The organism is Pseudomonas sp. Z3-8, from assembly GCF_051131975.1.
GTDB lineage: Bacteria > Pseudomonadota > Gammaproteobacteria > Pseudomonadales > Pseudomonadaceae > Aquipseudomonas.
This window is the reverse complement of sequence record NZ_CP071643.1, coordinates 2495529-2509028: the sequence shown is the minus strand read 5'-3', so window position 1 is coordinate 2509028 and position 13500 is coordinate 2495529. Positions and strand designations below refer to the sequence as shown.

At 61.9% G+C, this 13500-nt stretch carries 14 protein-coding genes; 8 read left to right on the top strand and 6 right to left on the bottom strand.

Annotated features, from left to right (window positions below; all coding sequences use genetic code 11):
• Window positions 1-102 precede the first annotated feature (102 nt).
• Genes J3P94_RS11705 through J3P94_RS11680 form a run of 6 tightly spaced genes read left to right on the top strand, consistent with a single transcriptional unit; the run spans window position 103 to window position 6163 of the window.
• Window positions 103-3027, top strand: a complete 2925-nt coding sequence (locus J3P94_RS11705) for a monovalent cation/H+ antiporter subunit A (RefSeq protein ID WP_434573516.1) — start codon at window positions 103-105, stop codon at window positions 3025-3027.
• Window positions 3027-3371, top strand: a complete 345-nt coding sequence (locus J3P94_RS11700; protein WP_003202835.1) for a Na+/H+ antiporter subunit C — start codon at window positions 3027-3029, stop codon at window positions 3369-3371. Before J3P94_RS11705 ends, J3P94_RS11700 begins: the two co-directional genes overlap by 1 nt.
• Window positions 3368-5053, top strand: coding sequence for a monovalent cation/H+ antiporter subunit D (locus J3P94_RS11695; protein ID WP_434573515.1), 1686 nt, complete (start codon window positions 3368-3370; stop codon window positions 5051-5053). Before J3P94_RS11700 ends, J3P94_RS11695 begins: the two co-directional genes overlap by 4 nt.
• Complete coding sequence (locus J3P94_RS11690) at window positions 5050-5538, top strand: Na+/H+ antiporter subunit E (protein ID WP_434573513.1); 489 nt, start codon at window positions 5050-5052, stop codon at window positions 5536-5538. Before J3P94_RS11695 ends, J3P94_RS11690 begins: the two co-directional genes overlap by 4 nt.
• Window positions 5535-5813, top strand: a complete 279-nt coding sequence (locus J3P94_RS11685; protein WP_186615355.1) for a K+/H+ antiporter subunit F — start codon at window positions 5535-5537, stop codon at window positions 5811-5813. Before J3P94_RS11690 ends, J3P94_RS11685 begins: the two co-directional genes overlap by 4 nt.
• Complete coding sequence (locus tag J3P94_RS11680; protein WP_434573511.1) at window positions 5810-6163, top strand: Na+/H+ antiporter subunit G; 354 nt, start codon at window positions 5810-5812, stop codon at window positions 6161-6163. The genes J3P94_RS11685 and J3P94_RS11680 overlap by 4 nt, the downstream gene beginning before the upstream one ends.
• A gap of 34 nt (window positions 6164-6197) precedes the next feature.
• On the opposite strand, the gene J3P94_RS11675 is transcribed toward J3P94_RS11680, so the two are convergent.
• The 3 genes from J3P94_RS11675 to J3P94_RS11665 all read right to left on the bottom strand — a co-directional run bounded on the left by J3P94_RS11675 (window position 6198) and on the right by J3P94_RS11665 (window position 8427).
• A complete protein-coding gene (locus tag J3P94_RS11675; RefSeq protein ID WP_305500389.1) occupies window positions 6198-6635 on the bottom strand; it encodes a DUF3995 domain-containing protein in 438 nt (145 codons plus the stop codon).
• A gap of 138 nt (window positions 6636-6773) precedes the next feature.
• Window positions 6774-7790, bottom strand: coding sequence for an ABC transporter substrate-binding protein (locus J3P94_RS11670; protein WP_434573509.1), 1017 nt, complete (start codon window positions 7788-7790; stop codon window positions 6774-6776).
• A 187-nt stretch (window positions 7791-7977) separates the two neighbouring features.
• On the bottom strand, window positions 7978-8427 hold the full coding sequence (locus tag J3P94_RS11665; protein ID WP_305500385.1) for a hypothetical protein: 450 nt from the start codon (window positions 8425-8427) through the stop codon (window positions 7978-7980).
• A gap of 778 nt (window positions 8428-9205) precedes the next feature.
• Between J3P94_RS11665 and J3P94_RS11660 the strand changes: the two genes are divergently transcribed.
• Together J3P94_RS11660 and J3P94_RS11655 are read left to right on the top strand one after the other, a co-directional pair.
• Window positions 9206-9436 carry a hypothetical protein gene (locus tag J3P94_RS11660; RefSeq protein ID WP_434573507.1) on the top strand — a complete coding sequence of 77 codons (231 nt, stop codon included), beginning with the start codon at window positions 9206-9208 and terminating at the stop codon, window positions 9434-9436.
• Between the two features lie 90 nt (window positions 9437-9526).
• Complete coding sequence (locus J3P94_RS11655) at window positions 9527-9763, top strand: DUF2789 family protein (protein WP_434573505.1); 237 nt, start codon at window positions 9527-9529, stop codon at window positions 9761-9763.
• 146 nt (window positions 9764-9909) lie between these two features.
• Here the strand turns inward: J3P94_RS11655 and J3P94_RS11650 are convergent, their stop codons facing one another.
• From J3P94_RS11650 to J3P94_RS11640, 3 genes are all read right to left on the bottom strand, one after another.
• Window positions 9910-11517 carry a methyl-accepting chemotaxis protein gene (locus J3P94_RS11650; protein WP_434573503.1) on the bottom strand — a complete coding sequence of 536 codons (1608 nt, stop codon included), beginning with the start codon at window positions 11515-11517 and terminating at the stop codon, window positions 9910-9912.
• A 173-nt stretch (window positions 11518-11690) separates the two neighbouring features.
• On the bottom strand, window positions 11691-12095 hold the full coding sequence (locus J3P94_RS11645) for a TraR/DksA family transcriptional regulator (protein ID WP_434557518.1): 405 nt from the start codon (window positions 12093-12095) through the stop codon (window positions 11691-11693).
• Window positions 12096-12466: 371 nt separating this feature from the next.
• On the bottom strand, window positions 12467-13489 hold the full coding sequence (locus J3P94_RS11640; RefSeq protein WP_003180516.1) for an ABC transporter permease: 1023 nt from the start codon (window positions 13487-13489) through the stop codon (window positions 12467-12469).
• Window positions 13490-13500 lie beyond the last annotated feature (11 nt).

Here is a 13500-nt window from a genome sequence, read left to right as displayed (position 1 = left end):
AGAAAACTTCACCTACCTTGTAGGATTCTGCGACACCCTGGCGGTTGGTGATCGGGAATACGCCACGTATGATCCCGCACAACCTTTGCCGAATAGAAGCCTATGTCACTGATAGTTCTATTGCTTTTGCCCTTTATCGGCAGCTGTGTCGCGGCGCTGTTACCGCATAACGCCCGTAACGCCGAATCGCTGCTGGCCGGCCTCGTAGCCCTGGCCGGCACTGTTCAGGTGGCCTTGTGGTACCCGCAGATCGCCGATGGCGGCGTAATCCGTGAACAATATGATTGGCTGCCGAGCCTGGGCCTGAATTTCGTGCTGCGCCTGGACGGTTTTGCCTGGCTGTTCTCGTTGCTGGTGCTGGGCATCGGCACGCTGGTGTCGTTGTACGCCCGCTATTACATGTCGCCGGACGATCCGGTGCCGCGTTTCTTCGCGTTTTTCCTGGCGTTCATGGGCGCGATGCTCGGGCTGGTGATCTCCGGCAACCTGATCCAGATGGTGTTCTTCTGGGAACTGACCAGTCTGTTCTCGTTCTTGCTGATCGGCTATTGGCATCACCGCGCCGACGCCCGACGCGGTGCCTACATGGCGTTGATGGTGACCGGTGCCGGCGGGCTGTGCCTGTTGGCCGGGGTGATGCTGCTCGGCCATGTGGTGGGCAGCTATGACCTGGACAGGGTCCTGGCCGCCGGCAACCTGATTCGTGACCACGCCCTCTACCCGATCCTGCTGCCGCTGATCCTGATCGGCGCCTTGAGCAAAAGTGCTCAGTTCCCCTTCCACTTCTGGCTTCCCCACGCCATGGCCGCACCCACACCAGTGTCGGCGTACCTGCACTCGGCAACCATGGTCAAGGCCGGTGTCTTCCTGTTGGCGCGGCTGTGGCCGTCATTGTCGGGCAGCGAGCAATGGTTCTATATCGTCGGCGGCGCGGGGGCCTGCACCCTGGTGCTGGGCGCCTACTGCGCGATGTTCCAGAACGACCTCAAGGGCCTGCTCGCCTACTCGACCATCAGCCACCTCGGGCTGATCACCCTGCTGCTGGGTCTCAACAGTCCGCTGGCGGCGGTGGCGGCGGTGTTTCATATCCTCAACCACGCCACGTTCAAGGCCTCGCTGTTCATGGCCGCCGGAATCATCGACCACGAAAGCGGCACCCGGGACATCCGCAGGCTCAGCGGCCTGGTGCGACTGATTCCGTTCACCGCCACCCTGGCGATGGTCGCCAGCGCGGCGATGGCCGGGGTGCCGTTGCTCAATGGTTTCCTGTCCAAGGAGATGTTCTTCGCCGAGACGGTGTTTATCTCGGCCACCGCCTGGGTCGAACTGGCGTTGCCGATCATCGCGACCATCGCCGGCACCTTCAGCGTCGCCTACTCCCTGCGCTTTACCGTGGACGTGTTCTTCGGCCCCACCGCCACCGACCTGCCTCACACGCCCCATGAACCGCCACGCTGGATGCGCGCGCCGGTCGAGCTGTTGGTATTCACCTGCCTGCTGGTGGGGATTTTCCCGGCCCAGGTGGTCGGCTCGTTGCTGGCCGCCGCCGCACTCCCCGTGGTGGGCGGCCCGCTGCCCGAATACAGCCTGGCAATCTGGCACGGGCTGAACGCGCCCATGCTCATGAGCCTGGTGGCGATGGCCTCGGGCATCGTCCTGTACTTGCTGCTGCGCAAGCAATTCAAGCAAGGCCAAATCAAGCATCCGCCCCTGATCGGCCGCCTCAGCGGCAAGCGCCTGTTCGAACGCTGCCTGGTGCTGATGATGCGCCACGGCCGCCGGCTGGAGCGCAAGATCAGCACTCGGCGCCTGCAGGCGCAACTGTTCCTGCTGGTACTGGCGGCGCTCCTGGCCGGGTTGATCCCGATGCTGCACAGCACGCTGGTCTGGGGCGACCGGCCGAAGATTCCCGGCTCCGTTGTGTTCGTCACCCTGTGGGTACTGGCAATCGCCTGCGCCCTGGGCGCGGCCTGGCAAGCCAAGTATCACCGTCTCGCGGCGCTGACGATGGTCAGCGTCTGCGGCCTGATGACCTGCGTGACCTTCGTCTGGTTCTCGGCACCGGACCTGGCCTTGACGCAACTGGTGGTGGAGGTGGTCACCACGGTGCTGATCCTGCTGGGGCTGCGCTGGTTGCCCCGACGGATCGAGGACGTATCGCCCCGGTCCAACAGCGAACGGCGCGCGCGCATCCGACGCCTGCGGGACCTGCTGCTGTCCGGCGCGGTGGGCGGCGGCATGGCGCTGCTGTCCTATGCCATGCTGACGCGCCAGACCCCCAACGATATTTCCTCGTTCTACCTCAGCCGCGCGCTGCCTGAAGGCGGCGGCAGCAATGTGGTGAACGTCATGCTGGTGGACTTCCGCGGTTTCGACACCCTGGGGGAAATCACCGTGCTCGCGGCGGTGGCCCTGGCGGTGTTCGCCCTGCTGCGGCGCTTCCGTCCACCGAAGGAAAGCATGCAACTGCCGGCGCAACAACGCCTGCTGGCGCCGGACGTGGTCACCGACCTGGTCAACCCGCGCCACGCCAGCGACACCGCCCTGGGCTTCATGATGGTGCCGTCGGTGCTGGTTCGCCTGTTGCTGCCGATTGCCCTGGTGGTGTCGTTCTATCTGTTCATGCGCGGCCACAATCAACCCGGCGGCGGCTTCGTGGCCGGGCTGGTGATGTCGGTGGCGTTCATCCTGCAATACATGGTCGCCGGCACCCAGTGGGTCGAAGCGCAGATGAGCCTGCGACCACTGCGCTGGATGGGCACCGGGCTGCTGTTCGCCAGCGCCACGGGGTTGGGCGCGCTGGCGGTGGGTTATCCGTTCCTGACCACGCACACCTGGCATTTCGAATTGCCGCTGCTGGGGGATATTCACCTGGCCAGCGCGCTGTTCTTCGACATCGGCGTCTATGCCGTGGTGGTTGGTTCGACCCTGCTGATTCTCACTGCCCTGGCCCACCAGTCAGTGCGCGCCCACAAGCCGGGCCTGCACGCCAAACCCGTCGCCCCTCTCAAAGGAGCCAACGCCTGATGGAAGAAGTCATCGCAATCGCAATCGGCGTATTGGCCGCCTCCGGTGTCTGGCTGGTGCTACGGCCGCGGACCTTTCAAGTGGTCATGGGCCTGTGCCTGCTGTCGTATGGCGTCAACCTGTTCATCTTCAGCATGGGCAGCCTGTTCATCGGCAAGGAGCCGATCATCAAGGACGGCGTGCCCCAGGACCTGCTGCACTACACCGATCCGTTGCCCCAGGCCCTGGTGCTGACCGCCATCGTGATCAGCTTCGCCATGACTGCCTTGTTCCTGGTAGTCCTGCTCGCGTCCCGGGGCCTGACCGGCACCGACCATGTGGACGGTCGGGAGCCGAAGGAATGACGTTGACGCCACACTTGATCGCTGCGCCCATCCTGCTTCCGTTGCTGACCGCCGCGGTGATGCTGATGCTCGGCGAGAAGCACCGCCCGCTCAAGGCGCGGATCAATCTGTTCTCCAGCCTGCTGGGTCTGGGCATCGCCGTGCTGTTGTTGCGCTGGACCCAGGAGCAGGCGCTGCCCGCGTCCATTGGCGTCTATCTGCCCGGTAATTGGCAAGCGCCGTTCGGCATCGTGCTGGTGGTCGATCGGCTGTCAGCTCTGATGCTGGTGCTGACCGGGATCATCGGCGTCTGCGCGCTGCTGTTCGCCATGGCCCGTTGGGACCGGGCCGGGGCGAGTTTCCATGCGTTGTTCCAGATTCAGCTGATGGGGCTTTATGGGGCCTTCCTCACGGCGGACCTGTTCAATCTGTTCGTATTTTTCGAGGTGCTGCTGGCGGCGTCCTACGGCTTGATGTTGCATGGATCGGGCCGGGCGCGGGTGTCGTCGGGGCTGCACTACATTTCCATCAACCTGCTGGCCTCGTCGCTGTTCCTGATTGGCGCAGCCCTGATCTACGGCGTTACAGGGACCTTGAATATGGCCGACCTGGCCCTGAAGGTGCCCCTCGTGCCGGAAGCCGACCGCGGCCTGCTGCACGCCGGCGCGGCGATCCTGGCGGTGGCGTTCCTGGCCAAGGCCGGCATGTGGCCGCTGAATTTCTGGCTGGTGCCGGCCTACAGTGCAGCCAGTGCACCGGTGGCGGCACTGTTTGCGATCATGACCAAGGTCGGCGTCTACACCATCCTGCGGCTGTGGACCTTGCTGTTTTCCGGGCAGGCCGGCGCCTCGGCCTATTTTGGCGCTGACTGGCTGGTCTACGGCGGCCTGGCGACTATCGCCTGCGCGGCCATCGCCATCCTCGCCGCCCAACGCCTGGAGCGCATAGCCAGTCTGAGTATCCTGGTCTCGGCCGGCATCCTGTTGTCAGCCATCGGCTTTGCCCAGCCAAACCTGGTGGGGGCTGCGCTGTTTTACCTGGTGAGCTCGACCCTGGCGCTGTGCGCGCTGTTCTTGCTGGCCGAGTTGATCGAGCGTTCACGCTCGGCCAATGATCTGCCGCTGGAAGACGATCTCGACAGCCTGCCGCGCCCACTGGAATCGCTGCAGCCGCCCAAAGGCATCAACCTCGACGACGAACAGAAAGCCGTAGTCGGCCAAGTGATCCCCTGGACCATGGCCTTCCTCGGCCTGAGCTTCATCGCCTGTGCGCTGCTGATTATCGGCATGCCACCGCTTTCGGGCTTCATCGCAAAACTCGGGCTGCTCAACGCGTTGCTCAACCCCCAAGGACTCGGAGCAAGTACCGACACGCCCGTCTCTGCCGCCGCCTGGGGCCTGTTGGCGCTGTTGATCCTGTCCGGGCTCGCCGCGCTGATCGCCTTCTCGCGCCTGGGCATCCAGCGCTTCTGGACGCCACAGGAGCGGCCGTCGCCACTGTTGCGGCCGTTCGAATGCGTGCCGATCATCGCGCTGCTCGGCCTCGGAATCGCCCTGACCTTCAAGGCCGAGCCGCTGCTGCGCTACACCCAGTCCGCCGCCGATGCGCTGAACACACCTGAATATTATGTGATGGCGGTGCTTGGCACCCGCGCCGTACCCAACCCGCAAGTCGACACCGCAGTGCAGGCGGTGCAGCCATGAAGCGGCTGTTTCCCGCACCCTGGTTGTCGCTGGCGTTGTGGCTGCTCTGGCTGCTGTTGAACCTGTCCGTCAGCGCCGGCCAGCTGCTGCTGGGCGCGGCGCTGGGTTTCCTGGCGCCATTGATGATGCGTCCACTGCGGCCGCGGCCCATCCGTATCCGCCGGCCCTGGGTCATGCTGCGGCTGTTCCTGCTGGTGGGACGCGATGTGCTGGTGTCCAACCTGGCCGTCGCCTGGCGCGTACTGAACGCCGGACGCCGCCCGCCTCGCTCGCGTTTCGTCAAGGTGCCGCTGGACCTGTACGACGCCAATGGCCTGGCAGTGCTTTCAATGATCACCACGGTGATTCCCGGGACGGTCTGGTCGGAGCTGGCGCTAGACCGCAGCATCCTGTTGATGCACGTGTTCGATCTGGAGGACGAAGGCGCATTCATAGCGCACTTCAAGGCCACCTACGAGCGCCCGTTGATGGAGATTTTCGAATGAGCCCGTTGCTGTCCAATGCCATCCTGCTGAGCCTGTTCCTGTTCTCCCTGACCATGGTCCTGACCCTGGTGCGCCTGTTCAAAGGCCCCTCGGCACAGGACCGGGTCCTGGCCCTCGACTACCTGTACATCGTCGCGATGCTGATGATGCTGGTGCTGGGCATCCGTTATGCCAGTGACACCTACTTCGAGGCCGCGCTGCTGATCGCCCTGTTCGGCTTTGTCGGCTCGTTTGCCCTGGCCAAGTTCCTCTTGCGTGGCGAGGTGATCGAATGAACGTCGAGCTGTCGATGTGGGTGGAAATTTCAGTGGCAATCCTGCTGGTGGCCAGCAGCCTGTTCGCCCTGCTCGGGGCAATCGGGCTGGTACGGTTGAAGGATTATTTCCAGCGCATGCACCCCCCTGCCCTGGCGTCGACGCTGGGCGCCTGGTGCGTTGCCCTTGCCTCGATCATCTACTTTTCCGCGATCAAGTCCGGGCCGGTGCTGCATGCGTGGTTGATACCGATCCTGCTGTCCATCACGATGCCGGTGACCACCCTGCTGCTGGCCCGGGCGGCATTGTTCCGCAAGCGTATGGCCGGCGATGACGTGCCGGCGGAGGTAAGTAGTCGCAAGAATGACTGACAAACCGGCTTTCGTGGCGAGGTTATGGTTGTATTCAAGCCCACGCCACCGTCAGCAACCCCGCCCCCAGCACGACACACAACGGCGAATAGACCCAGGTGTCGAGCCGGGCAAACGTCGAGCCCTTGACCTCCTTGAAGAAGCCCACCAGGTTCGACTCGCCAATGGCCCGGGCGAACATCAGCAAGGCAATCGCACTGATCAGCCATTGCAAGGCGCGATGAGTGACGGGCGGCGAAATCAGCCCGACCCGCAGGCACACCAGCAGCGCAATCATCAACAGCGCCAGGGCCACCAGCAGCGTCAGCCATCCTGACGGGTTGAACGCCGGTCGCAGCGTGTCGCCCTGCTTCACCGGAACCTGCGGTACCACCGCCAGGGCTGCCCAGCGCCCACCCAGGGCCCAATACAAATGAAACAAGCTGATGGTCGCAAACACTGCGACCAGCGACCGAGCCAATAAAAGCGTCATTCGCCAGCCTCCTGAAAAAGGTTGAACAATCATCCTAGCTTGAATCTGACATTTCGCTGGACGGGCTCAGGTTGCCAGGTTCCAGCGGATGACGATTTGCCCGGGATCAACTGTTCAACAGGCTGGCATCACCAAGTTTTACAGCCCCGCCGCGACTTTGTCGGCGACGTCCTTGGGCAACCAGGCCTGCCAGACCTGTGGGTGGGCCTTGAGGAACGCCTCGGCGGCTTCGCGGGGCGGCGTGCGTTTCTCGCTCATGTCGGCCAGGGCCTTGTTCAGCGGCTCGATGGGCAGGTCGACCTTGCCGAAGAACTCGGCGATGTCCGGATGCTGCTTCTGGAACGGCACGGACACACCGATCGACAGCTTCGAGGCCAGGGAGCGAGTCGGTTTCGGGTTCGGATTGTCGGCGTCGGTCAGGGTCTTCCAGGCCTCGGCATCGAATGGCGGTTCTTGCAGTTGCACCAGCTTGAAACGCCCCAGCAACGGCGTGGGCGACCAGTAGTAAAACAGGATCGGCTTGCCACGGCGAATCGAGGAAGTAATTTCCGCATCAAGCGCGGCCCCGGAACCGCTGCGGAAATTCACGTAGCTGTCGGAAAGACCATAAGCCTTGAGTTTCTGCTTGTTGACGACTTCGGACGTCCAGCCGATGGGGCTGTTGAGGAAGCGCCCCTTGTCGGGGCTTTCAGGATCCTTGAACACATGTTTGTAGCGCGCCAGGTCCTCGACGCTGCGCAGGTCCGGGGCCAGCGGCTTGATCCCCTTGGCCGGGTCGCCCTTGATGACGTATTCCGGCACCCACCAACCTTCGGTCGCGCCCTTGACCGTATCGCCCAGGGCAACCACCTTGCCCTCGGCCTCGGCCTTGACCCATACCGGGCTGCGCCCCGCCCACTCTTCACCGATCACCTGGATATCGTTGTTGGCCAGGGCGGTTTCCAGGGTAATGGTGGTGCCCGGTAACGTGTCGGTCGATAACCCGTAGCCTTTTTCGACGATGATCCGCAGGATGTCGGTGATCAGGCTGCCACTTTCCCAGTTCAGGTCGGCAAAGTGGATCGGCGTCGAAGCAGCAGCGGATGCCGGAAGTGGCGAAACCAACACAGCGAGGGTAGTGGCGCAGCCAGCCAGCCACTGTCGAACTCGTTTCATGCTTGATACCTCATGCCGGACACAGCAATAACCGAACGGCGTTGCGAAGCGAACGCAAGCCTGTGAATAGTTCAGTCATTTGACTGTAGCCAAGGTTCCAGCAACAGCCTTTTAAAAACTGTTAAAGGATGAGGAAGGCCGAAAAAGATTCAGACCCATGCGCCATTTCCCAATGGGCGCGGACTGACTATTCGCTGGCCTTGAACGTCACGAGTTCGCCCTTGCGCCATTTGGCGGCCTTGGCGGTGACCGCTTTCAGCGTCTTGGTCAAACCTTCCTGCAACTGTTCGTGGGCCGCGAAGACGGTCAACACGCTGTGGCCTTCCTTGAACAGAATCGCATGGCCATCGGCCGTCGTGACGAAGGCATAGTCGCCGAGGCCATAGACCGTCAACTTGATTTCACGAAAACGGATTTCAAACTTGCCACCCTCGCGACTTGGCAATACCGCCGCGCGAAAATGATCACCGACCTTGAGTTCAAGCCGAGGCTTGTCATCAACCACCAGCGCCGATTCCGTATCGAGTTCGGCAACATAGATGCCCTCGGCGGTTTGTTCGGTGATATAGACAAAACGTGACTGGAATTGCTTGACCAGCTTTGCCCGAAGGTCACCCAGTACAAATAACGCGTGCATGTCGAGATTACTTACTGCCAAGGAAACATCCCCATCTTTGAATGACCCGCCCTGAAAGACGGACCACGAGAACCCGCAAGGTCACAATGACCTGAAGTTGAATTCGAATTGAACGACGCGCCCAGACCCAAGCGAGAGAAGACTAATGGATTGCCACTCTCGCTGCCTTTCCCCGTGATCGTCAGAGGCTGAAGGAAAACGCCACTCTGCGCATCGGAAAAGGTGGGACTACTAACTTTAGGGAAATTTCTCAGTTAAAAAAGCATTTTTCTGACATCGAGGGCAAAAAAAATTGCTTTAGATAGGCACAGCCGTCCACACGGCGCCGTCGATTCTAGAGCAGCCGATGGCGCGCAGACTACTCGAAACAACCGGCAATTCGTCGGTAAACCATGAAAAGGAATTCACATGGGTACTTCCCCAACGTTGCTCCGCCCCCTTGATTCGCGTACTGCCCAAGCATATGAGCGCCCTGGTGCCGAGAACCACCTCGCAACGGCCCTGATCCTGCCGCGATACCGAGTCGTGCTGGCCGGGACGTGTTTTTTCCATATCGAAGAAACGGCGACTGGACGTGTAAGAGGTTTCCGCGCCGATCATAACGAAGCCTGCTACCTGGCCAGGCGCCTCGAACAGAGCGCTTGCGTTTTATCCGCACCCCGTCCATGACTTAACTCAGCCGCCGACCGACAACTGCTGCCATACTGACCGCCCAGCGCAGGCCGCCATCCATTGGCGACCTGCGCACAATAAAATGACTTTGAAGGGAAGGCGCGACGTGACGGAATTGGATATCGGCGAATTTTTCATCCGGGGCGAAGCCAGAGAGGTCGAAGGCGAGTTCCAGGCCGTCATTGTGATGCGCGCCAAATCACCTTCCAACGCTGTCACTTACCACCAGGTGGAGAAGGATCGCTGGTTCAAGACTACGGAAATTGCTGCCGAAGCCGCCAGGGATGCGGCAAGGGCATTGAAGCTCGCCGTGGATGAAGGTGCGTTGAAAGCTTGAAATCGATCGAACTCCTGACGACTGCCTGGCCTCAGATAAGGGAAGCAACCGAGGCGCCATGACGGCGGCAGTCCAGAGGAGTCCTGCAACATGGAACAACCATCACACGAGCTCAAAACCCTGTTTGATCAATTGGGTCTGCCTTCGGAAGGCAGTGCCATCGACGACTTCATCATGGCACACCCGCTGGATCCGAACACCAAATTGGTCGATGCGCCTTTCTGGTCGGACCAGCAAAGAGACCTGCTGCGTGAATGGCTACTCGCCGACGGTGAGGAAGCAGTGCTGGTAGATCAACTGAATGTGCGCTTGCACGACGGTAAATAACCCAAGAACATCGTTAGACCGCTCTCGTGGCGAGGGAGCTTGCTCCCGCTGGCCTGCGCAGCAGGCCCATGATTTGCGACCGCTGCGCAGCCGAGCGGGAGCAAGCTCCCTCGCCACAACAGCTCTTCGCACCGTTGCGTTGAGGCTCAGCGCGGCTTCTCAGGCTTGTAACCCAACCGCAATCCCCCCCAGTGACGCCCCTTGAGCATGATCGGCACCGACAGGTCGTGCATCAGTTCCCCGGTGTCACGCGTATAGGTTTGCAGCAACACCGGCTGTTGGTGGCTGCCGCAGCGAATCCCGGTGCGATCGGAAAACTTGCGCTTGGTGCGGTTGCTCAGCGTGTCCACCTGGGGATCGCCGGTCAGTGGCTGGCAGAAGGCGTTGTTGTGGGTCGGCACGTAGCCTTGCTGGGTACAGGCGATTGCAAACACCAGGCCTTCATGCCGGGCGAGTAGCGGTTCCTGGATGGCCGGCAGTACCTGATCGGTGTAGCGGTCAAAACGGGTCTGGAACTTGGCCGGGTGGGTATTGGGGATGGGCTGGTAGTTGCGGTCGAACAGGTCTTCGAGGCTGACACGGCCCTGATCGACATCCGCTTCGAACTGCGCGGTAATCCGGCTAGCGCCTTCGCGGGCCAGGTCATAGACCCGCTGGTGGTAATCATCGAGGCCCACCTCGGCCAAACGCTCGCTGATGGTTTCGGCCTGGCCTTCCATCTGTACGGCAGCCTCGGCCAGGCGCTGGGTCTGTTGATCGCTGATCGCCAGATCGCTGCGCATCTGCTCGATGGCATGGAACAGACTGTCGAGCTGCTCGCGGTTGGTATCGGTGCCTTGGGCGATAGCGCTGACCTGGGTTTCGACACCCGCGGCGAGCCGGGCAATGTTCTCCAGGTGCTGGCCGGTGTGCTCGACTTGCTGCACGCCGCTGTCCAGGTCGCCAGCCAGTTGCCGGATCTGTTCAACCACCTGCGCAGTGCGCTGCTGGATGTCCGCCACCATCACCCCGACCTCGCCGGTTGCCGCGGCCGTGCGCCCGGCCAGGCCGCGGACCTCGTCGGCCACTACCGCGAATCCGCGGCCATGCTCACCGGCCCGGGCCGCTTCGATGGCGGCATTGAGCGCCAACAGGTTGGTCTGGCTGGCGATCGATTGAATCACCAGGCTCACGCGCTGGATTTCGTCGCTGCGCACGCTCAGCGCTTCGATCAACTCACGGCTGTCATTGGCGCGCTGGCTGAGCTGATGCATGCGGCTGATGGATTCCACCAGTTCGCTGCGCCCGGCGACACTGCTGCGATGGGCCTCGCTGGCCGCGCCCAGCGCCTGCTGGCTGAGGTGCGAGGTGGCCTGTTCGGTCGCGATCATCGCCTCCGCATTGCTGACGATCTGCGCCGCGGCGCCCAGCTGCGACTGGACCTTGCCGGCCAATTGCTTGACCGAATAGGCCACCCCCGCCGCCGACAGAGCGTTATGGCTGGTGGTGTAGGAGAGATCGCGGGTCAGCTCGGCCAGGCTGTCGCTCGCCGCTGGCGCGGGAGCATTGGCCAGGCGTGAGCGCAGACGTGGCAACCAGACGATGAGCAGCGCCAGCGGCAGGCCCAGATACAACGACCAACCGCCCAATGTCATGCCGCAAAGCAGCAAAACCAGCGCGACGCTTTGCAAAGTCGGCGCAACCCAGCGCGCCGTGCCACCCGCCGCGGGCACCGAGGCCGACGCTGTCGCCGCCAGAGATCCGTCTGTCGCCATGTTTGTCACCCACATTTATCATTGTTATGCACGCATTAAACGCCACTACAAGGCCATTATCCATGGTCCATTAGTCGTGTTTTTTGCATCAGCTCAATGAGCATAGGCGAACAGGCGAAAGCAAAAAGATCGCAGCCTCCGAAAGAAGGCTGCGATCTTTTTCTGGAACGGAATCAGGCCTGACGCTGGTGCTTGTCGATCTGTTCGTGACGTTCCTGGGCTTCGATGCAGTACTTGGTGGTCGGGCTGATCAGCAGGCGCTTGAGGCCGATCGGCTCGCCGCTGTCGTCGCACCAGCCGAAGCTTTGGTCGTTGATGCGGTCCAGCGCCTGCTCCAGTTGCGGCAGCATGCGTTGGTCGCGATCGATGGCGTTGACCAGCCAGGTGCGCTCTTCTTCCACGGAAGCGGCGTCCGCCGGGTCGGCCGGGGTGTCCAGGCTCTCAATGGCGATTCGGTTCTGTTCGATGCGCTCGTGGGTTTCGACCTTCATGTTCTGCAACAGCTTGGTGAAGTAAGCCAGTTGCTCGGCATTCATGTAGTCATCCGCCGGCATGGCCAGCAACTTTTCCTTTGTCATTGATATCTCTATAAAAAAACGTGCATTAAGGCGAATTATGGAGCGTCCCGCACCGGACTTGGTACGAAAGGCGCCTGCGTGACTTCTCGTACCCGTCCTGAGCCGCCACGCTCATCGGGAAGGCGCCGTTTATTCCAAGCGCCACCCGGCACTCAATTTACGAGGGGCGGCAGTCTAAGGCCGAGTTGGGGTGTCAGCAACCGAAAACATGGGGAAAATGTCCGACAACCGCTTCAAATGCTGCCTCGACAGGCTTCTACCGGCCATCGGAGTGCGTTTATAACAAGAAATTCGCTTCAATGGCTGTATTAAGAAGACAAATGGCAACGCCACGCGGGTCAGGCGTGGCGCTTTGTCGCATAGGCAGTGACCTAGCGCTTGAGTTTGCGCTTGTTGCGGTATTGGTCGATGACCACCGCGACCACGATGATCAGCCCCTTGATGATGTCCTGGATATAGGCGTCGACACCGACAAAGGTGAAGCCGCTGGCCATCACCCCGAGGATCAGCGCGCCGATCACCGTCCCGGTGATGCGCCCCACCCCGCCAGCCAGGCTGGTGCCGCCGATCACCGCCGCGGCAATCGCGTCCAGCTCATAAGACATGCCCATGCCCGCCTGCCCGGTCGCCGCACGCGCCGAAGCCACCACGCCGGCGAGTCCCGCCAGCAGCCCGGCGATGCTGTAGACGATCACCAGATGACGCTTGACGTTGATGCCCGAGGTCCGCGCCGCCTGCATGTTGCCGCCGATGGCGTAGGTGTATTTGCCGTACTTGGTGTAGCGCAAGGCGATGTGAAAGATCACCGCCACCACCAGGAAGATGATCACGGGCATCGCGCCATGACCGATGGCCGTGTACGAATCAGACAGCATGCTCACCGGCTGGCCTTCGGTGTAGTAACGCGCCAGGCCACGGGCCGAGACCATCATGCCGAGGGTGGCGATGAACGGTGGGATGCCGGTAAGGGCGATGATGCTGCCGTTGATTGCGCCGGCCAGCAAACCGACCCCCAGCCCCGCCACCACCGGGATCCACACCGGCAGGTCGGTCAGGGAAGGAAACACCGCCCGGGCGAAATCCGAAGTCTGGGCCAGGCTGGCGGCAATCATCGCCGACAGCGCCAGTACCGAGCCGGACGACAGGTCGATGCCGGTGGTGATGATCACCTGGGTCACGCCGATGGCCAGCAGGCCGATGATCGACACTTGCAGGATCATCAGCACCAGGCGCTGCGAATTCATCAGGAAACTCTGGTCGCGCATGATCCAGCCGAACATCTCGAACACCAGCCCGATGCCGATCAGCACCAGGAAAATGCTCAGTTCCGTCGGCAACCGTCGACGCGTCCTGGCCGGTGCGGCCGCGGGTTTGTTTTCCAGTATCGCGTTCATAGCCATTTACC